Genomic DNA, 20,097 nt, shown 5'->3' on the forward strand with positions numbered 1-20,097 from the left:
TCCACTCTCACAACTGGCCCACGGACGTGACCCGCACGACCGCCCGGCCCTCCTCGTCCGACGCGGCGAGGTCGACCTCCGCGCTGATGCCCCAGTCGTGGTCGCCGTTCGGGTCGGCGAACGTCTGGCGGACCCGCCACACACCGTGCGCCGCGTCCTCGTCGATCTTCAGCAGCTTGGGGCCGCGCGCGTCCGGGCCGGTGCCCAGCTCCTCGTACTCGTCCCAGTACGCGTCCATCGCCTCGCCCCACGCGTCCTCGTCCCAGCCCGCGTCCGCGTCCAGCTCGCCCAGGTCGCGGACCCGGTCCAGCGCGGCCAGCTCCACCCGGCGGAACATCGCGTTGCGCACCAGCACCCGGAACGCGCGGGCGTTTGCCGTGACCGGCTTGACCTCGTCCGCCCGCTCCTGCGCCTGCTCGGCGGTCTCCACCTCGGGGTTGGCCAGCTGCTCCCACTCGTCCAGCAGACTGGAGTCGACCTGCCGGACCATCTCGCCCAGCCAGGCGATCAGATCCTCCAGGTCCTCGGACTTGAGGTCGTCCGGGATGGTGTGCTCCAGCGCCTTGTACGCGCTCGCCAGATACCGCAGCACGATGCCCTCGGTCCGCGCCAGCTCGTAGTTCGAGGTGAACTCCGTGAACGTCATGGCCCGTTCGTACATGTCACGGATCACCGACTTCGGTGACACCGGATGGTCGCCCACCCACGGGTGGCTGCGCCGGTAGACGTCGTACGCGTGCCACAGCAGCTCGCTCAGCGGCTTCGGGTACGTCACCTCCTGGAGCAGCTCCATCCGCTCCTCGTACTCGATGCCGTCGGCCTTCATCTGCCCGACCGCCTCACCGCGCGCCTTGTTCTGCTGCGCGGCCAGGATCTGGCGCGGATCGTCCAGCGTCGACTCCACCACGGAGACCATGTCCAGCGCGTACGACGGCGAGTCCGGGTCCAGCAGCTCGAACGCGGCCAGCGCGAACGTGGACAGCGGCTGGTTCAGCGCGAAGTCCTGCTGGAGGTCCACGGTGAGCCGCACGATGCGCCCCTCGGCGTCCGGCTGGTCCAGCTGCTCCACCACACCGCCGTCCAGCAGCGACCGGTAGATCGCGATGGCCCGGCGGATGTGACGCAACTGCGCCCGGCGCGGCTCGTGGTTGTCCTCCAGCAGATGCCGCATCGCCTCGAAGGCGTTGCCCGGGCGCGCGATCACGGAGAGCAGCATCGTGTGCGTGACCCGGAAACGCGAGGTCAGCGGCTCCGGATCGGACTGGATGAGTTTGTCGAACGTGGTCTCCGACCAGGCCACGAAGCCCTCGGGGGCCTTCTTGCGGACGACCTTCCGCTTCTTCTTCGGGTCGTCGCCCGCCTTCTTGACGGCCTTCTCGTTCTCGATGACGTGTTCGGGGGCCTGGGCGACGACGAAGCCCGCCGTGTCGAAGCCCGCCCGCCCGGCCCGGCCGGCGATCTGGTGGAACTCCCGCGCCCGCAGCGTCCGCACCCGGGTGCCGTCGTACTTGGTCAGCGCCGTGAAGAGCACCGTGCGGATCGGTACGTTGACGCCGACACCCAGCGTGTCCGTACCGCAGATCACCTTCAGCAGACCCGCCTGCGCCAGCTTCTCCACCAGCCTGCGGTACTTGGGGAGCATCCCCGCGTGGTGCACACCGATCCCGTGGCGCACGTACCGCGAGAGGTTCTGGCCGAACTTGGTGGTGAAGCGGAAGTTGCCGATGAGATCGGCGATCTTCTCCTTCTCCTCCTTGGTGCACATGTTGATGCTCATCAGCGACTGCGCCCGCTCCACCGCCGCCGCCTGCGTGAAGTGCACGATGTACACCGGCGACTGCCGGGTCTCCAGCAGTTCGGTCAGCGTCTCCGTGATCGGCGTCAGCCGGTATTCGTAGCTCAGCGGCACGGGACGGGTCGCCGAGCGGATCACGGAGGTCGGGCGGCCGGTGCGCCGTGTCAGGTCCTCCTCGAACATCCGGACGTCGCCGAGTGTCGCGGACATCAGGACGAACTGGGCCTGCGGCAGTTCGAGCAGCGGGATCTGCCACGCCCAGCCGCGGTCCGGCTCCGCGTAGAAGTGGAACTCGTCCATCACGACCTGGCCGATGTCCGCGTACTTGCCGTCACGCAGCGCGATCGACGCCAGCACCTCGGCGGTGCAGCAGATCACCGGGGCGTCGGAGTTGACCGAGGCGTCCCCGGTGAGCATGCCGACGTTCTCCGTACCGAACAGCTTGCACAGGTCGAAGAACTTCTCCGAGACCAGCGCCTTGATCGGCGCGGTGTAGAAGGTGACCTTGTCCTGGGCCAGTGCCGTGAAGTGCGCACCCGCCGCGACCAGGCTCTTCCCGGACCCCGTCGGCGTGGAAAGGATCACATTGGCCCCGGACACCACCTCGATCAGCGCCTCCTCCTGAGCGGGGTAGAGGGTGATCCCCTGCGTCTCGGTCCAGGACGAGAAAGCCTCGAAGAGAGCGTCGGGATCGTCGGTCGGGGGGAGCTGATCGATAAGGGTCACGCCCCCATCTTGCCTGTCTTCCGCCCCGATGAGGGAACCGGACGACGGCCCGAAGATCACGGACGATACGCTTCCCACTCAACTCGGCCACGCCGCAACGGCGGTGGCCGGATCTCGCGTCAGGGGCACCGCCCGGCGCACTCGGCGACACCTACGGGGGCTCGGCAGTCATGATGGGACCGGCACACTCTCTGTCAGGGGCGGCGGCCTGGCTGGGGATGGGCGCCGCGGCGGCGGCCACCGGCCACACCATGCCGTGGCCCGTCCTCGTCGTCGGGGCGCTGATCAGCGCGGGCGCCGCGCTCGCCCCCGACCTCGACCACAAGTCGGCGACCATCTCCCGCGCCTTCGGCCCCCTCTCGCGCGGGGTGTGCGAGATCGTCGACAAGCTCTCGCACGCCGTCTACAAGGCCACCAAGCTCCGGGGCGACTCCCACCGCAACGGCGGCCACCGCACCCTCACCCACACCTGGGCCTGGGCCGTCCTGATCGGGGCGGGCGCCTCCGCCGTCGCGTACACCGGCGGGCGCTGGGGGGTCCTCGCGATCCTCTTCGTCCACCTGGTCCTCGCCGTCGAGGGGCTGCTCTGGCGGGCCGCCCGCGTCTCCAGCGACGTCCTGGTGTGGCTGCTCGGGGCGACCAGCGCGTGGATCCTCGCCGGGGTCCTCGACAAGCCGGGCAACGGCGCCGACTGGCTGTTCACCGACCCCGGTCAGGAATACCTCTGGCTCGGGCTGCCGATCGTGCTGGGTGCCCTCGTCCACGACATCGGCGACGCGCTGACCGTCTCGGGTTGCCCGATCCTGTGGCCGATCCCGCTGGGCCGCAAGCGCTGGTACCCGATCGGCCCGCCCAAGGCCATGCGCTTCAAGGCCGGCAGCTGGGTGGAGATCAAGGTGCTGATGCCGGTCTTCATGATCCTCGGGGGCGTGGGCGCGGCGGCGGCGATGAACGTCATCTGAGCCGCCCGGGCACCGGATCCGGGGGCCGGCGCACCGGCCCCCGGGACCCGTCAGCCGTGCCAGGAGCGCCAGAGCGCCGCGTACGCCCCGTCCGCCGCCACCAGCTCGTCGTGGCTGCCCAGCTCGGTGATCCGGCCCTGCTCGACCACGGCGATCACGTCCGCGTCGTGCGCCGTGTGCAGCCGGTGCGCGATCGCCACCACCGTCCGGCCCTCCAGCACCCGGGCGAGCGACCGCTCCAGGTTGCGGGCCGCCCGGGGGTCGAGCAGCGACGTCGCCTCGTCCAGGACCAGTGTGTGCGGATCGGCCAGCACCAGCCGGGCGAGCGCGATCTGCTGGGCCTGCGCCGGGGTGATCACCAGGCCCCCCGAGCCGACCTCGGCGTCGAGCCCCTGCTCCAGCGCCCGCGCCCAGCCGTCCGCGTCGACCGCGGCGAGCGACGCCCACAGCTCCGCGTCCTCGGCGTCCGTACGCGCCAGCCGCAGGTTGTCCCGCAGCGAGCCGACGAACACGTGGTGCTCCTGGTTGACCAGCGCGACGTGCGACCGCACCCGCTCCGTCACCATCCGCGACAGGCGCGCGCCGCCCAGCGTGACCTCCCCGTCCCGGGGCGCGTAGATCCCCGCCAGCAGCCGGCCCAGCGTCGACTTGCCCGCACCCGACGGGCCGACCAGCGCCAGCCGCGTACCGGGCGCGACGTCCAGCGACACCCGGTGCAGTACGTCGACCCCGTCCACGTACCCGAAGCGCACCGCGTCGGCCCGCACGTCCCGGCCGTCCGGGGACACCGACGCGTCGCCCGCGTCCGGCTCGATCTCCCGGACGCCCACCAGCCGCGCCAGCGACACCTGGGCCACCTGCAACTCGTCGTACCAGCGCAGGATCAGACCGATCGGGTCCACCATCATCTGGGCGAGCAGCGCACCCGTGGTGAGCTGGCCGACGGTCATCCACCCCTCGATGACGAACCAGCCGCCCAGCAGCAGGACGGCCCCGAGGATCGTCGCGTACGTGATGTTGATGACCGGGAACAGCACCGTCCGGAGGAACAGCGTGTACCGCTCCCACGCGGTCCACTGCCTGACCCGCAGGTCCGACAGCGCGACCCGGCGCGCCCCCAGCCGGTGCGCCTCCACGGTCCGGCCCGCGTCCACGGTCTCCGCCAGGGCCGCGGCGACCGCCGCGTAGCCGGCGGCCTCCGAGCGGTACGCCGAGGGCCCCCGGCGGAAGTACCAGCGGCAGCCGATGAGCAGCACCGGCAGCGCCACGACCACCGCCAGGGCCAGCGGGGGAGCGGTGACGGTGAGGGCGGCGACCAGCAGGCCCACCCACACCACGCCGATCGTCAGCTGCGGGACGGCCTCGCGCATGGCGTTGGCGAGCCGGTCGATGTCGGTGGTGATCCGGGACAGCAGATCACCCGTACCGGCGCGCTCCAGCACGCCCGGCGGCAGCCGCACCGACCGGACGAGGAAGTCCTCGCGGAGGTCGGCGAGCATCTCCTCGCCCAGCATGGCGCTGCGCAGCCGCATCATCCGGGTGGCCACGGTCTGCACCACGAGCGCGCACGCGAACACCGCGGCGGTGCGCTCCAGGTGCAGGTCGCGGACCCCGTCGGACAGGTCCTCCACGAGCCCGCCCAGCAGGTACGGGCCGACGATGGACGCGATCACCGCGAACGTGTTGAGCAGGGTCACCACGACGAACGGCTTGCGGTGGCGCCGCATCAGCTCCAGCACGTAGGCCCGCACGGTCGCGGGCCGGCCGACCGGCAGGGTGGTGGCCGTCTCGGGGGCGGCCGGGTCGTAGGCGGGCGGTACATGGGCCGGTGGGGCGACGCCGGTCATTGCCTGGCCTTTCATGCCCGTTCCTCGATTTCCTGGGGTGCTTCCTGGTGTCCGGCGGCTTCGTCGTCGGTCTCACGGGTGACGACGGTGCGGTAGCGCTCCTCGGTGCGCATCAGCTCGCGGTGCGTACCGACCGCCACCACCGTGCCGCCGTGCACCAGCGCCACGCGGTCGGCCAGGTCGAGGAGCAGGGGCGACGAGGAGAACACGACGGTCGTACGGTCCGCGCGCAGCGCCTTGACGCCCGCCGCGACACGGGCCTCGGTGTGCGAGTCGACCGCCGAGGTGGGCTCGTCCAGGACGAGCGTGTCCGGGTCGGTGAGCAGCGACCGCGCCAGGGCGAGCCGCTGGCGCTGGCCGCCGGACAGGGACCGGCCGCGTTCGGTGATCCGGGTGTCCAGCGGCTCGCGGTCCGGCTCGGGGGACGCCTGGGCCAGGGCGGCCAGCACGTCGTCGCACTGCGCGGCGGACAGGGCGGCGGAGGCCGTCACCTGCCCGGACGACGGCACGTCCAGCAGCTCGCGCAGGGTGCCCGAGAGCAGGACGGGGTCCTTGTCCTGGACGAGTACCGCGGTCCGTGCCGCGCCCGGTTCGAGTTCGTCCAGCGGCACGCCGCCGAGCAGGACGGAGGGCGGCTCGGGGGCGTCGGCGTCCGGTGCCTCGGGCCTGGCGTGCCCGCCGAGCCGTTCCGCCAGCCGCCCCGCCTCGTCGGGGTCGCCGCAGACGACCGCGGTGAACGCGCCCCGCGGGGCCAGCAGCCCGGTGACGGGGTCGTACAGGTCGCCGGACGGGACGGTGTCGACGGTGGCCGGGCGGGTGTTCCGGCTCAGCGACAGCACGCGTACGGCGCGCTGCGCGGAGGGGCGGGAGAAGGAGTACGCCATGGCGATCTCCTCGAAGTGCCGCAGCGGGAACAGGGTCAGGGTCGCCGCGCTGTACACCGTGACCAACTGGCCCACCTCGATCCTGCCGTCCCGGGCCAGCGAGGCCCCGTGCACGACCAGGGCGAGCAGCAGGAGGCCGGGCAGCAGGACCTGGACCGCCGAGATCAGCGACCACATCCGGGCGCTGTGGACCGCGGCCTCGCGGACCTCCTGCGAAGCCCGCCGGTAGCGGTCCAGGAACAGCTCCTCGCCGCCGATGCCGCGCAGGACGCGCAGCCCGGCCACGGTGTCCGAGGCGAGTTCGGTGGCCCGGCCGCCCTTCTCGCGCTGCACATCCGCCCGCCGGGTGGCACGCGGCAGCAACGGCAGGACGGACAGGGCGAGGAACGGCATGGCGACCGCCACGAGAACGCCCAGCGACGGGAGGTAGAGGAGGAGCCCGACGCTGATGACGACGAGGGCTGTGGCGGCGGCCAGGAAGCGCGAGAGCGCCTCGACGAACCACCCGATCTTCTCCACGTCACCCGTGGACACCGCCACCACCTCGCCCGCGGCGACCCTGCGGGTCAGGAGTGAGCCCAGCTCCGCGGTCTTGCGGGAGAGCAGCTGCTGGATCCGGGCGGCGGCGGTGATCCAGTTGGTGACCGCGGCCCGGTGGAGCATCGCGTCGCTCACCGCAGTCAGCACGCCCAGCAGCGCGGTCAGCCCACAGGCCAGCGCGAGCCTGCCGCCGGAGCGGTCCACGACCGCCTGCACCGCGAGTCCCACGGTCAGCGGGTATCCCGCGATCGAGCACTGGTGCAGCAGCCCCCAGAGCAAGGACTTGAGCTGCCCGCGGATCTGATTGCGGCCCAGCCACAACAGGAAGCGCGGGCCTGAACGGACGTCGGGATCGCCGGGGTCCGCGTACGGAAGATCGCGAATGTGCATGACATCCCAAAGGATCGGAAGCGGCCGGGCCCGCGAGGCGCCGCGAAGGCGCGTCGGGGCAGCACCGGGTCGCCCACGGGGTAAGCGGGCAAGGGAACCGGACCGAGCAAGCCTTGCCTGTCGCCGGGAGCGCGGCAAACGGTTTTACGCGGCGGCTGACACGGGTGCGGTCTCAGGTGCTGGTGGGGTGTGCCGGGGCCGCCCGCGCCCCGGACGGGTAAAGATTCGGCACGCATTCGCCGGGGCCGCCCGGCCCGGCCGATCGCGTGCATCGCCAGGTGCGAGCATGGACGGATGCGTATAGCCGGTGCGGTTCGGATGGTGGCCTCGGCGGCCGCCTGTGGTGTCCTGCTCACGACCCTGACGTCCTGCGGTGACGGACAGGACACGAAGAAGGGCGCCGCCGCCGAGCGACCGGCTGCCGGGAAGGGCAGTACGAAGGCCCCGATCAAGGATCTGAAGCGCATCCCGGATGTGGGCGACCGGCTCCAGTCGCAGATTCCGGCCGAATCCCGCCAGGTCGTCGCCGTCTACGGCGAAGGCAAGGACTCCGCGGACTCCACCGTCGTGCTCTACACCAAGTCCGGCTCCACCTGGGACAAGACCGCCTCCTGGAAGGGCCACAACGGCAAGAAGGGCTGGACGCCCGACCACCACGAGAACGACAACCGCAGCCCCGTCGGCGTCTACACCCTCAGCGACGCGGCCGGTGTCCTGCCCGACCCGGGCGCCCGCCTCCCGTACACGCAGACCGCATCGATCCAGGCCCCGCACTACTGGGCCAAGTCCCACTGGCACGACTTCGACTACGTCATCGCCATCGACTACAACCGGGTCAAGGGCACCCCGCCCAACGACCCGACGCGCCCGCAGGGCCAGACCAAGGGCGGCAGCATCTGGCTGCACATGGACCACGGCAGCGGTACCTCGGCGTGCGTGAGCGTGTCCAAGCAGGCCATGGAGAAGCTGCTGCGCACCCTCGACCCGAAGCAGCACCCGGTCGTCGTCATGGGCGACCGGGCCAGCCTCCGCGCCTGATCCCCGCCGCTCAGGCGGGGCCCGGACGGGTCGCCCACTCCAGCTCCATCAGAGCCGAGTGGTACGAGCGGCCCGTCGCGCGGTCCATGCCGATCTCGCACATCCGGTTCGCCGAGAGGTACGCGTCGTACTCCCGGGACCGCACCTCGGCGGCCTCCTTGGCGGTCGCGGACGCCGTCAGCTCCTTGTGCAGCATCCCGCGGTCGCCCGCGAAACCGCAGCACGCGGCGTCGTCCGGGATCACGGCCTCGTCCGCGCAGGCATCGGCGACCGCGCGCAGCCGGTCCACATCGTCCAGATGCTCCATGGAGCAGGTCGGGTGCAGCACGGCCGAACGGGACTTGCGTAGCACCGTCAGCTCCGGAAGCAGTTCGTCCGCCGCCCAGACCAGGGAGTCGACCACGGTCAGTTCGCGGTGCAGCGCACGGTTGTCCTCGGTGAGATACGGGACCACCTCATGGGCGATGCCCAGCGTGCACGAGGAGGCGTCGACCACCAGCGGCAGCTTCCCGCCCGCCGTCCAGCCCCAGGCCGCCTCCACGATCCGGTTGGCCATCACGGCGTTGCCGGAGTCGTACCCCTTGGAGTGCCAGATGGTGGCGCAGCAGGTGCCGTTGACGTCGTCCGGGATCCAGACGGGCTTTCCCGCCCGGGCCGACACGGCCACCACGGCCTGCGGCAGCGACGGGCCTCGATGGCTGTCCGGGCTGCCGAAGATGCGGTTGACGCAGGCCGGGTAGTAGACCGCGCTCGCCCCCGCCCTGGAGGTGCGCGGCAGCTTGCGGGACGCGGCGCCGGGGACCTCCGGAAGCCACTCGGGGACCAGGTCGGGGTGCACCGCCCGGCGGGCGAGCCGGGTGACCCCTTGCAGCAGCCGGTCGTCGATCCGGCTCGCCGCGGCGACCGCGAGCCGCGCCGCCGTCTCCGCCGTACGGAAGTGCTTGGCGGCGAGCGCGGCGATCCGCTCCTCGCGCGGGGAGTGCCGCTGATGGCGGAAGTTCTTCATCATGGCGCCCGTGTCGATGCCGACGGGGCAGGCCAGCTTGCAGGTCGAGTCCCCGGCGCAGGTGTCCACGGCGTCGTAGCCGTAAGCGTCGACCAGGCCCGTCTCGACGGGCGAACCGTCGGGCTGGCGCATCATCTCGCGGCGGAGCACGATCCGCTGGCGCGGCGAGGTCGTCAGGTCGTGGCTGGGACAGGTCGGTTCGCAGAAGCCGCACTCGATGCAGGGGTCGGCGATCGCCTCGACCTTCGGGATGGTCTTGAGCCCGCGCAGATGGGCCTTCGGGTCGCGGTCGAGGACGATCCGCGGCGCCAGCACCCCGTCGGGGTCGATGACCTGCTTCGTACGCCACATCAGTTCCGTGGCCTGCGGGCCCCACTCCAGTTCGAGGAAGGGGGCGATGTTGCGGCCCGTCGCGTGCTCCGCCTTGAGCGATCCGTCGAACCGCTCCACCGTCAGCCGGCAGAAGTCCGCCATGAAGGCGGCGTACCGGTCGACGTCGGACGGGCGTGCCGCGTCGAAGGCGAGCAGGAAGTGCAGGTTGCCGTGGGCCGCGTGACCGGCGACGGCGGCGTCGAAGCCGTGCTCGGCCTGGAGCGCGAGCAGCGCCTCGCAGGCGTCGGCCAGCCGGGACGGAGGGACCGCGAAGTCCTCGGTGATCAGCGTCGTACCCGAGGGGCGCGAACCGCCCACCGCGGTGACGAACGCCTTGCGGGCCTTCCAGTAGCCGGAGATGGTGCGGGCGTCCCGGGTGAACTCGTTGGTCACCGAGGTGACGGGCCGGACCAGCTCCAGCCGCCGCACCACATCGGCCGCCGCCCGCTCCTGCGCCTCCTGGCCCGCCTCGTCCGGTGCCCGGAACTCCACCAGCAGCGCGGCGGTCTCCTTCGGCAGCCCCGCCCAGTCCGCGGGGACCCCCTGCACACTCACGGAGGCCCGCAGGGTGTTGCCGTCCATCAGCTCGACGGCGATGGCCCCCGCCTCGTTGAACAGCGGGACGGCGGCCGCCGCGGCGGTCAGCGACGGGAAGAACAGCAGCGCCGTGGAGATCCGGCGGTCCAGCGGAAGGGTGTCGAAGACGACCTCGGAGATGAAGCCGAACGTCCCCTCGGAGCCGACCATGAGGCCGCGCAGGATCTCCACCGGGGTCGAGCCGTCGAGGAACGCGTCCAGCCGGTAGCCGTTGGTGTTCTTGATCTCGTACTTGGCGCGGATACGGGCCGTGAGCGCCGCGTCCGCCTCGATCTCCGCCTTCAGCGCCAGCAGCCCCTCGCACAGCCGCGGCTCGGCCCGGGCCAGGTCCTCGTCGGCGGCCGGATCGCCGGTGTCCACGACGGTGCCGCTCGGCAGTACGAAGGTGAGCGAGGAGACGGTCCGGTACGCATTGCGGGTGGTACCCGCGGTCATGCCCGAGGCGTTGTTGGCGACGACTCCGCCGATCGTGCACGCGATGGCGCTGGCCGGGTCGGGGCCCAGCAGCCTGCCGTACCGGGCGAGGGCGGCGTTGGCCCGTACGACCGTCGTCCCGGGGCGGATCCGGGCGCGGGCCCCGTCGTCCAGGACCTCGACGCCCGCCCAGTTCCGCCGGACGTCGACGAGGATGTCCTCACCCTGGGCCTGGCCGTTGAGGCTGGTGCCGGCGGCGCGGAAGACGACGTTGCGGCCGTTGCCGTGCGCGTACGACAGGATCGCCGAGATGTCGTCCAGGTCCTCGGGGACGACGACCACCTGGGGCACGAACCGGTACGGGCTGGCGTCCGAGGCGTACTTCACCAGGTCGGAGACCTTCCAGAGCACCTTCTCCGGGCCGAGCAGGGCGGTGAGGCCGGCGCGCAGCGTCTCCGGTGTGCCCTGCGCCCGCGTGTCGGGGACGCGGTCGTGGGAGGGTGGGCGCACCGCTGCGGGGCGCAGCGTGTCGGGGTCCGGCTCCAGCAGCGGCATGGTGGTTCTCCTCGGCGGGCTCGTCGGTCCGCGGCTCGGCGCCGCGTCCCGTGACCGGTCAGCAGCGGCGCTCCGGCATTCCGTCGACCAGGGCGGTCAGCAGGCCGCCGAGCACCTCGCGCTGGTCGGCGGTCAACGGAGCCAGGATCTCCTCCGCGGCCGCCCGGCGCGCGTCGCGCAGCGAGCGGAGCGTGGCGATGCCCTCGTCCGTGATCTCGATCCGGACCACCCTACGACTGTCCGGATCGGGGACGCGACGCACCCTGCCGCTCGCCTCCAGGGCGTCGACGAGCGTGGTGACGGCGCGGGGGACCACGTCGAGGCGCTGTGCGAGATCCGCCATCCGGGGCGGACCGTCGTAATGGGCGACGGTGCGCAGCAGCCGGAACTGCGCGGGCGTGATGCCGATCGGCTCCAGCTGGCGGCCCTGGATGCGCTGGAGCCTGCGCGTCAGCCGCAGCAGCTGTTCGGCGAGTACGCCGTCGGGGTCGGGGGAGTCCATGGGGAAACAGTATCAGGACCCTGTTCATTGTGAGTAGGGGTAACAATGAGCTATGCTCTCATTAGAGTCGACTGTCACGGTCGCGATCCCCGCGTCCGGGCGGCCCCGCCCGTTCCGTTGCCGCACGTCCGACGAAGGAGCCCATGAAGCCCGACGAACCCACGTGGACGCCCCCGCCCAAGGAGGCCGCCCAGCCGCCCGCCGAGCTGCGCCGCATCCTCCGCCTCTTCCGCCCGTACCGCGGCCGCCTCGCCGTGGTGGGTCTGCTCGTCGGCGCCTCGTCGCTGGTGTCGGTCGCCTCGCCGTTCCTGCTCCGCGAGATCCTGGACACCGCCCTTCCGCAGGGGCGGACCGGGCTGCTCACGCTGCTCGCCCTCGGCATGATCCTCACCGCCGTGATGAACAGCGTCTTCGGCGTGCTCCAGACCCTCATCTCCACCACCGTCGGCCAGCGCGTCATGCACGACCTGCGCACCGCCGTCTACACCCAGCTGCAGCGGATGCCGCTCGCCTTCTTCACCCGGACCCGCACGGGCGAGGTCCAGTCGCGGATCGCCAACGACATCGGGGGCATGCAGGCCACCGTCACCTCGACGGCGACCTCGCTCGTCTCCAACCTCACCGCGGTCATCGCCACCGTCGTCGCCATGCTCGCGCTCGACTGGCGGCTCACCGTCGTCTCGCTGCTCCTGCTGCCCGTCTTCGTCTGGATCAGCCGCCGGGTCGGCCGCGAACGCAAGAAGATCACCACCCAGCGGCAGAAGCAGATGGCCGCCATGGCCGCCACCGTCACCGAGTCGCTGTCCGTCAGCGGCATCCTGCTCGGCCGCACGATGGGCCGCTCCGACTCGCTCACCCAGGGCTTCGCCGAGGAGTCCGAGCGGCTGGTCGACCTCGAAGTGCGCGCCAGCATGGCCGGACGGTGGCGGATGTCCACGATCGGCATCGTCATGGCCGCCATGCCGGCCGTCATCTACTGGGCCGCGGGCATCGCCCTGCAGTCCGGCGGGTCCGCCGTCTCCATCGGGACCCTGGTCGCCTTCGTCTCCCTCCAGCAGGGCCTCTTCCGTCCCGCCGTGAGCCTGCTCTCCACCGGTGTGCAGATGCAGACGTCCCTCGCACTCTTCCAGCGGATCTTCGAATACCTCGACCTCACCGTGGACATCACGGAGCCGGAGAATCCGGTGCGCCTGGAGAAGATCCGCGGCGAGGTCCGCTTCGAGAACGTGGACTTCAGCTACGACGAGAAGAGCGGCCCGACTCTCAGTGGCGTCGATGTCACCGTTCCCGCCGGAGCCGGACTGGCCGTCGTCGGCCCCACGGGGTCCGGCAAGTCCACCCTCAGCTACCTGGTGCCCCGGCTGTACGACGTGACCGGCGGCCGGGTCACCCTCGACGGGGTCGACGTGCGCGACCTCGACTTCGACACCCTCGCGCGTGCGGTCGGCGTCGTCTCGCAGGAGACATACCTCTTCCACGCCTCGGTCGCCGAGAACCTGCGCTTCGCGAAGCCGGACGCCACCGCCGAGGAGATCGAGGCGGCGGCCCGCGCCGCGCAGATCCACGACCACATCGCCTCGCTCCCCGACGGCTACGACACCCTCGTGGGGGAACGCGGCTACCGGTTCTCCGGCGGCGAGAAGCAGCGCCTCGCCATCGCGCGGACGATCCTGCGCGACCCGCCGGTGCTGATCCTGGACGAGGCGACGAGCGCGCTCGACACCCGGACCGAACACGCCGTGCAGGAGGCCATCGACGCACTCTCCGCCGGACGCACCACGATCACCATCGCCCACCGGCTCTCCACCGTCCGCGACGCCGACCAGATCGTCGTCCTCGACGGCGGCCGCACGGCGGAGCGCGGCACCCACGAGGAACTGCTCCGGCTCGATGGACGGTACGCGGCCCTGGTCCGCCGCGACACGGAGATGGCCCCGGTGGCGGGCTGAAGGGGAGGCGTGCCGCCGGGCATGCCGTCCCCGAGGCCGGGACCGGCGCGGGTTAGCGTGCCCGCATGGCGCACGAGCCCCCGGACACCACGCCTTCGGTCACCCCGCCCCACCGCCGCCGCCCGCGCCTGACCCGGCGCGGCCGCCTGACGCTGTTCATCGGCTCCCTGCTCGTCCTCGTCGCTGCCGCAGCGGTGCTCGTCCCCCTGCTCACGCGAGAACCGAAGACCGAGGAGACGGCCCGCACCCTGGTGATCCCCGAGGGCCGCCGGGCGACCCAGGTCTACGCAGCCGTCGACCATGCCCTCGGCGTACCCGCCGGCACGACTGCGGGGGCGGCGCCGACGTCCGGCCTGCCGCTCCCGGCCGCCGCGAAGGGGAATCCCGAGGGCTACCTCTACCCGGCGACGTATCCGGTCACCTCCGCGACCACCCCGAAGAGCCTGCTGCGCTACATGACCGAGACGGCGGGCCGGCACTTCGGCGCCGACCACATCACGGCGGGCGCCCGCCGCAACGACGTGACTGTGTACCAGACGGTGACCATCGCCAGCATCGTCCAGGCCGAGGCGGACACCGAGACGGACATGGGCAAGGTCGCCCGCGTCATCCACAACCGCCTCGACCGGGGGATGCCGCTCCAGATGGACTCCACCCTCAACTACGCGTTGAACCGCAGCACGGTGGACACCACCACGGGCGACACCGAGCTCGCCAGCCCCTACAACAGCTACGCCCACAAGGGCCTGCCGCCCACCCCGATCGGCAACCCGGGCGAACAGGCGATGAGCGCGGCGATCAGCCCCACCCCGGGCCCCTGGCTGTACTTCGTGACGGTGGCCCCGGGCGACACCCGCTTCACGGACGACTACGCGGAGCAGCAGCGGAACGTGGCGGAGTTCAACCGGAACCGCGGAGGGGGATGAGGCGCGCCCCCTCAGGCGAAGGCAGGCACCTCCACATGCCCCGCAGGTGCCACCGGCACGCCGTCCCGCAGCAGCGCGACGATCTCGCGCACGGCGGCGCGTCCCGCGCGGTTGGCGCCGATCGTGCTGGCGGAGGGGCCGTAGCCGACGAGGTGGACGCGAGGGTCGCGTACGGCTCGGGTGCCCTCGATCCGGATGCCGCCGCCGCGCTCGCGCAGCCGCAGCGGGGCGAGATGATCGATGGCCGCGCGGAAGCCGGTGGCCCAGAGGATGACGTCGGCCTCAATGTGGCGGCCGTCGTCCCAGGCGACACCGGTGGGCGTGATCCTGTCGAACATCGGCAGCCGGTCGAGCACCCCGGACTCGCGGGCGCGCCGGACGGCGTCGTTGACGGGCAGCCCGGTCACGCTCACCACACTCTGCGGCGGCAGCCCGCGCCGCACCCGCTCCTCCACCAGGGCGACCGCGGCCCGCCCCTGGTCCGCCCCGAAGGGCCCTTCCCGGAAGACCGGCGGCCGGCGCGTGACCCAGTGGGTCTCCGCCGCCACCTCGGCGATCTCCATCAGGTGCTGCGTACCGGAGGCGCCGCCACCGACGACGACCACCCGCTGTCCGGCGAACTCGGCCTGGCCCGGATAGCCGGACGTGTGCAGCTGCCGCCCCCGGAACGTCTGCTGCCCCGGGTAGCGCGGCCAGAAGGGCCGGTCCCAGGTCCCGGTCGCGTTGACCAGCGCCCGCGTCGCGTACGTGCCCTCGGAGGTCTCGACCAGCAGCCGGCCGCCTTCGCCCTCGCGTACGGCGCCGACGTCGACCGGCCGGTGCACGCGCAGCCCGAAGGAGCGCTCGTACCGGTCGAAGTAGGCGCCGATGACCTCGGACGACGGCCGCTCCCCGTCCGCGCCGGTCAGCTCCATGCCGGGCAGCGCGTGCATGCCGTGCACCTTGCCGTACGTCAGCGAGGGCCACCGGAACTGCCAGGCGCCGCCCGGGGCCGGCGCGTGGTCGAGGACCACGAAGCCGCGGTCCGGCTCCAGACCGTTGTGCCGCAAGTGGTACGCGGCGGACAGCCCCGCCTGCCCGGCGCCGATCACCACGACGTCCACCGACCGCATCGCCATATCGTTCACGCTTCTACCAACTGTGGTGGACTCGCGGAACTTCCCGCCTGCCCGTCGCTCAGCGGATTCGGCCCCGGGCGCGGCAGGATGGGAACCATGTCTGCTGCCGCCTTCACCACCACGGTCCTGCACCTCACGACGGGCTCCACGGAGACCGTCACCGACCTGACGTCGGACTGCGAACAGTTCCTCGCCCGCGCGGCCTCCGGCCGCGACGGCCTGCTCAACATCTTCGTCCCGCACGCCACCGCCGGAATCGCGGTCCTGGAGACCGGCGCGGGCAGCGACGACGACCTCCTCTCCGCCCTCCACACCCTGCTCCCGGCCGATGACCGCTGGCAGCACCGCCACGGCCACCCCGGCCACGGCCGCGACCACGTGGTCCCGGCCCTGGTCCCGCCGCACGCGACCCTGCCGGTGATCGCGGGCCGGCTGGAACTGGGCACGTGGCAGTCGGTGTGCCTGGTCGACACGAACGTCGACAACACAGAGCGGCAGGTGCGGTTGAGCTTCCTGGGGTGACCAAGATCGTTCAGCTGGGTCGTGCCGCCGATTCTCCGTACCATGCGCGCTCGAACGGAGAGAAGAACTGCGCGGTACGGACCTCGATGCGATCAAATGACCCTACGACGGATGCGGCAAGTGCCTGCTCGGAGTGCGGCGGCTGTCGCGCGTGAAGCTGGCGACGTCTTCGCCTGAACGCCAGCGCGAGAACGTGCTCTCTGCCGCCTCCTCCGAAGGGGCTCACATCATCGGTTGGGCCGACGACTGGGAGGTCTCCGGCGCCACCGATCCCGTGACCCGCGCCCCAGCCTGGGCCCGTGACTCCGTGACGAGAAGGGCTCGTACGGCGGCTTGGTCGCTGCAGCGGTGGACCGGCTCGGCCGCAACGTCGTCGACTGAGCTTGATCCGCTTTGGCGGACATTCGAGATCAGGGGTTCAGCCCCGGGAGGATGTCCATCATGGAGAGCATGGGGAAGAAAAGCCTCGCCCCCCTCGCCGTTCGTTCACGCCGTAGTTCAAGGCCGAGATCGTCGGGCTGTGCCGACGGGGTGACCGCTCGGGTCGGCCAGGTCGCCAAGGACTTCGAACTGACCGAGACCGCGGTGCGGGACTGGGTGAAGCAGGCCGAGGTCGACGCAGGCGAGCGCAACGGGCTGACCAGCGGGGAGCGCGAGGAACTGGCTGCGTTGCGGCGGGAGAACCGCCGACTGCGTGAGGATGTCGACGTCCTCAAGCGGGCCACAGCTTTCTTCGCGAAGGAGACCCGGTGACGGTGCACCCGTTCATCGAGGCGGAGAAGCGTGCAGGTCACAGCGCCAAACGGGCGTGTGAGCTGATGAAGGTCTCCAGGACCGCCTTCTATGCCCGTCGCTCCGGCCTGCCCGGCTCCCGGGCGGTGCGGGATGCTGAGCTGACCGAGCAGATCGCTGAGGTCCATGCGCGATCGCGTGGCACCTATGGGGCCCCGCGTGTGCATGCCGTGCTCACGCGCGAGGGCGCCGGGTGCAGCCGGCGTCGTGTCGCACGGCTGATGCAGGCCGCTGGTCTGCAGGGCCGGCACCGCCGCCGACGGCAGGTGACCACGGTCCCCGATCCCAGGGCTGCTAGGGGCGAGGGTGAGGGTGGCCTCGATGACACGGACGGCTACGGCGCCTATGCGGGACAGGGACGTGCCGTGGGGCAGACGACGCAGGATCGGCAGTTTGAGTGCGGTGCTGCGGCGCCCGTGGACGCGACCGTGTCCACGAACTTGGTGGCGGAGAAGTTCCGGTCACCCAGCAGCAGCATCGGGTAACCGGCGGGCCCGTTCTGTCCTGCCTTCGCCTTGGGGAACACCGACAGGTTCGCGGGCGTGTCCGCCAGCGCGATCTGGGTGCCGTCGATCGCGACCACCAGCCTGCCCGCAAACCGTGGCGCCTGTGTCGCGGTCACCACTGCCGGGCCTTTGACCAGGTCAAAGACTGCTTTGAGTGGTTTGGGGCCGACCCGTCGCATCGCGGCTGTGATCGATGAAGGCACCGGCTTCGGCAGCGGCACGGCCAGCGAGGCGGTCAGCCGGGACCAGATCCCGGTTCAGCCCTGTCCGGTGAACAGTGCGCCGGCGAGCAGGAGGTAGACCACCACCCGCGACGGCAGCCGCCGCACCCGCTGCTGCAGACCGCCTGCGGATGCGAGTGCCTCATCGACGAGATCGAACGGAACAACCTGGGGCAACTCACCCAGGTGCCCCACGGCGAACACGCCGGGGGGCATGCGTAATGACAGAATCAGACACTGCAGCCCTTGTGGAGGAACACGAGTCTTGGCGGACCCGAGAACCACTACCAGGGCTGCACCCGTATCACCAGCCGCAACGCCGACAGTTGCACCGCCGATCGAACCCCTAACCGAACGGCATTGCCCTACTGATCGTTTCAGAATGAAGTCCGGAGTCGTCTCAAGCAGATGATGCTGCAGGCGAGTTGAAGTAGTCCGATGTGGAGGTCGGCTCGTATCTCGTAGCGGATGCGGAGTCTTTTGAACTGGTGGAACCAGGCGAAGGTGCGCTCTACGACCCACCGGGTCTTGCCCAGGTCGGAACCGTGCGGGGTACCGCGGCGGGCGATCTTGGATGTGATCCCGCGAGCCCGAATGAGACGGCGGTATGTGTCGTAGTCGTAGCCGCGGTCGGCGAACAGTCGCCGGGGCCGGTGGCGTGGCCGGCCGCGCAGGCCACGGATGCGGGGTATGGCGTCCAGCAGCGGCATGAGCTGGGTGACGTCGTGGCGGTTTCCGCTGGTCAGAGAGACGGCGAGCGGGGTTCCGTGCCGGTCGACGATCAGGTGGTGCTTGCTGCCGGGGCCCGATCGACTGGCGAAGGTCCGGTGTGAGCCCCCCTTTGAGGGCCCTGATGTGCGAGCCGTCGATCGCGGCGTCGTTCATCTCCAGCAGGCCCTCTTTGCGCAGTTCTGCCAGCAGGACCTCGTGCAGTCGGGGCCATACTCCGGCCTCGGTCCAGTCCCGCAGACGCCGCCAGGCCGTCACCCCGCTGCGGCCCACCCGCGCCGCGGGGACATCCCGCCAGCTCACGCGCTTGCACAGCACGTAAACGATGCCCCGCAGAGCAGTGCGGTCATTCACCGGCAACCGCCCGGGATGCCGATGCCTCCGAGGCGGTCGCTCCGGGAGCAGCGGGGCTATGCGTTCCCACAGATCATCTGGCCCAAGGTCAGCAGCCCCCACCAGATCCTGCCGACCCGGCACCCAACTGCCAATCCAGCACGCCGATCTCATTCTGAAACGATCAGTTAGTCAGTTTTACGGCTACGCACACCGCCGCACATCCCGCAACTGCCACTGCGGCGCCTGGACCGGTTCGTCGGCCGAGAGCTCACCCAATCGACACGGCCTCCACGCCCCCACAACGGAACCGCCGACCGGCCACCGCTTGTGGCGTGGGCGGTTCAGAGTGCGTTGTCGATGAAGGCGAACATTTCGTCGTCGGTTGCGTCGTCGAGCTGGTTGGTGACTTTGCTTTCTTGATTGCCGAGGTGGTTGAGGCTGGTGAGGACGTCTTTGAGTCGGGTGGACAGGCGTGCGCGCAGGGTGTCTTCCTGGGCGAGGTTGGACAGGGAGGTCTCGATCCGGTCGAGTTCGGCGAACAGTCGTAGTACGCCGATGTTTTCGTCGTCTGTGTCGTTGTTGAACTGGCTGACGAGGTGGTCGGTCAGTTCGGCGGGGGTCGGGTAGTCGAAGATGAGTGTGGCCGGCAGGCGCTGGCCGGTGGTTTCGTTGAGGAGGTTGCGGAACTCGACCGCGGTGAGTGAGTCGAAGCCCAGTTCTTGGAAGGGGCGGCTCGGGTCGATGGCGGTGGCGTCGTGGTAGCCGAGCACGGCTGCGGCTTGGGTGTGTACCAGGTCGGACAGTGTCCGTTCCCGCTCGGCGGGGGCGAGGGTGGCGAGCCGGTCTGCGAGGTTTGCGGTGCCGGCGCGTTGTGTGGGGATGCGGGTGGTGCGGGTTTTGGCGAACTTGGCTGTGACGAGGGTTGGTTCGGTGGTCGTCAGTGCTGCGTCGAGGAGGGCGAGGCCGTCGGTGTTGGTGAGGGGCTTGATGCCGGTTTGTTCCATGTGGTGGAGGTCGGTGGGGGTGAGGGTGGCGGCCATGCCGGTTTCGGCCCAGGGGCCCCAGGCGAGGGAGGTGGCGGGGCGGCCCTGTGTGACGCGGTGGTGGGCGAGGGCGTCCAGGACGGCGTTGGCGGCGGCGTAGTTGGTTTGTCCGGTGTTGCCGAGGGTGCCGGCGAGGGAGGAGTAGAGGACGAACGCGGTCAGGTTCAGGTGGCTGGTGAGTTCGTGGAGGTGCCAGGCGGCGTCGGCCTTGGGCCGCAGGACGGTGTCCAGGCGTTGGGGGGTCTGGGTGGGGAGCAGGCCGTCGTCCAGGACGCCGGCGGTGTGGATGACCGCGGTCGGGGGGGTGGTGTCGAGGAGGCCGGCGAG

Annotated in this window: 15 protein-coding genes and 2 pseudogenes; 7 read left to right on the forward strand and 10 right to left on the reverse strand. The window is 71.0% G+C overall.

All coding sequences use genetic code 11. The annotated features are described in order from the left end of the window. Window positions 1-7: 7 nt before the first annotated feature. Window positions 8-2,521: a DEAD/DEAH box helicase gene (locus ACLQ2N_RS32355; protein WP_425818704.1), complete on the reverse strand. Its 2,514-nt coding sequence runs from the start codon at window positions 2,519-2,521 to the stop codon at window positions 8-10. Window positions 2,522-2,691: 170 nt separating this feature from the next. Here ACLQ2N_RS32355 and ACLQ2N_RS32360 point away from each other — a divergent pair, with 170 nt between their 5' ends. After that, entirely contained in the window at window positions 2,692-3,483 is a 792-nt protein-coding gene (locus tag ACLQ2N_RS32360; RefSeq protein WP_425818707.1) for a metal-dependent hydrolase, read from the forward strand. Window positions 3,484-3,533: 50 nt separating this feature from the next. Here the strand turns inward: ACLQ2N_RS32360 and ACLQ2N_RS32365 are convergent, their stop codons facing one another. Beyond that, the gene (locus ACLQ2N_RS32365; RefSeq protein WP_425818743.1) at window positions 3,534-5,330 is read right to left on the reverse strand and encodes an ABC transporter ATP-binding protein; all 1,797 of its coding nucleotides are present in this window, start codon (window positions 5,328-5,330) and stop codon (window positions 3,534-3,536) included. An 11-nt stretch (window positions 5,331-5,341) separates the two neighbouring features. After that, entirely contained in the window at window positions 5,342-7,144 is a 1,803-nt protein-coding gene (locus ACLQ2N_RS32370; protein ID WP_425818709.1) for an ABC transporter transmembrane domain-containing protein, read from the reverse strand. 318 nt (window positions 7,145-7,462) lie between these two features. Here ACLQ2N_RS32370 and ACLQ2N_RS32375 point away from each other — a divergent pair, with 318 nt between their 5' ends. Then, complete coding sequence (locus tag ACLQ2N_RS32375) at window positions 7,463-8,182, forward strand: L,D-transpeptidase family protein (RefSeq protein ID WP_425818745.1); 720 nt, start codon at window positions 7,463-7,465, stop codon at window positions 8,180-8,182. 10 nt (window positions 8,183-8,192) lie between these two features. Here ACLQ2N_RS32375 and ACLQ2N_RS32380 read toward each other — a convergent pair whose 3' ends face one another. Beyond that, the gene (locus ACLQ2N_RS32380) at window positions 8,193-11,126 is read right to left on the reverse strand and encodes an FAD-binding and (Fe-S)-binding domain-containing protein (protein WP_425818711.1); all 2,934 of its coding nucleotides are present in this window, start codon (window positions 11,124-11,126) and stop codon (window positions 8,193-8,195) included. A 58-nt stretch (window positions 11,127-11,184) separates the two neighbouring features. After that, window positions 11,185-11,628 (reverse strand): MarR family winged helix-turn-helix transcriptional regulator, encoded by a 444-nt coding sequence (locus ACLQ2N_RS32385; protein ID WP_425818713.1) that lies wholly within the window; start codon window positions 11,626-11,628, stop codon window positions 11,185-11,187. Window positions 11,629-11,771: 143 nt separating this feature from the next. Here ACLQ2N_RS32385 and ACLQ2N_RS32390 point away from each other — a divergent pair, with 143 nt between their 5' ends. Both ACLQ2N_RS32390 and mltG read left to right on the forward strand, forming a co-directional pair. After that, window positions 11,772-13,577 (forward strand): ABC transporter ATP-binding protein, encoded by a 1,806-nt coding sequence (locus tag ACLQ2N_RS32390; RefSeq protein WP_425818715.1) that lies wholly within the window; start codon window positions 11,772-11,774, stop codon window positions 13,575-13,577. A 65-nt stretch (window positions 13,578-13,642) separates the two neighbouring features. After that, on the forward strand, window positions 13,643-14,503 hold the full coding sequence (gene mltG, locus ACLQ2N_RS32395; protein WP_425818717.1) for an endolytic transglycosylase MltG: 861 nt from the start codon (window positions 13,643-13,645) through the stop codon (window positions 14,501-14,503). Between the two features lie 11 nt (window positions 14,504-14,514). Here the strand turns inward: mltG and ACLQ2N_RS32400 are convergent, their stop codons facing one another. Beyond that, window positions 14,515-15,615: an NAD(P)-binding domain-containing protein gene (locus tag ACLQ2N_RS32400; RefSeq protein ID WP_425818747.1), complete on the reverse strand. Its 1,101-nt coding sequence runs from the start codon at window positions 15,613-15,615 to the stop codon at window positions 14,515-14,517. Window positions 15,616-15,717: 102 nt separating this feature from the next. Here ACLQ2N_RS32400 and ACLQ2N_RS32405 point away from each other — a divergent pair, with 102 nt between their 5' ends. The 3 genes and pseudogenes from ACLQ2N_RS32405 to ACLQ2N_RS32415 form a co-directional block, all read left to right on the forward strand. Next, window positions 15,718-16,143 (forward strand): secondary thiamine-phosphate synthase enzyme YjbQ, encoded by a 426-nt coding sequence (locus ACLQ2N_RS32405; RefSeq protein WP_425818719.1) that lies wholly within the window; start codon window positions 15,718-15,720, stop codon window positions 16,141-16,143. Window positions 16,144-16,674: 531 nt separating this feature from the next. Continuing rightward, complete coding sequence (locus ACLQ2N_RS32410; protein WP_425818721.1) at window positions 16,675-16,896, forward strand: hypothetical protein; 222 nt, start codon at window positions 16,675-16,677, stop codon at window positions 16,894-16,896. A gap of 65 nt (window positions 16,897-16,961) precedes the next feature. Beyond that, a pseudogene (locus ACLQ2N_RS32415) lies at window positions 16,962-17,186 on the forward strand (IS3 family transposase); the annotation flags it as partial. Window positions 17,187-17,278: 92 nt separating this feature from the next. Here the strand turns inward: ACLQ2N_RS32415 and ACLQ2N_RS32420 are convergent. From ACLQ2N_RS32420 to ACLQ2N_RS32435, 4 genes and pseudogenes are all read right to left on the reverse strand, one after another. Continuing rightward, a complete protein-coding gene (locus ACLQ2N_RS32420) occupies window positions 17,279-17,662 on the reverse strand; it encodes a hypothetical protein (protein WP_425818749.1) in 384 nt (127 codons plus the stop codon). A 36-nt stretch (window positions 17,663-17,698) separates the two neighbouring features. Then, complete coding sequence (locus ACLQ2N_RS32425) at window positions 17,699-17,878, reverse strand: transposase domain-containing protein (RefSeq protein ID WP_425818723.1); 180 nt, start codon at window positions 17,876-17,878, stop codon at window positions 17,699-17,701. 161 nt (window positions 17,879-18,039) lie between these two features. Further along, a pseudogene (locus tag ACLQ2N_RS32430) lies at window positions 18,040-18,898 on the reverse strand (IS5 family transposase). A 170-nt stretch (window positions 18,899-19,068) separates the two neighbouring features. Further along, a partial coding sequence (locus ACLQ2N_RS32435; protein ID WP_425818725.1) for a KR domain-containing protein occupies window positions 19,069-20,097 on the reverse strand: 1,029 nt, incomplete at its 5' end.

The organism is Streptomyces sp. DT224 (assembly GCF_049844595.1).
Classification (GTDB): Bacteria; Actinomycetota; Actinomycetes; order Streptomycetales; family Streptomycetaceae; genus Streptomyces.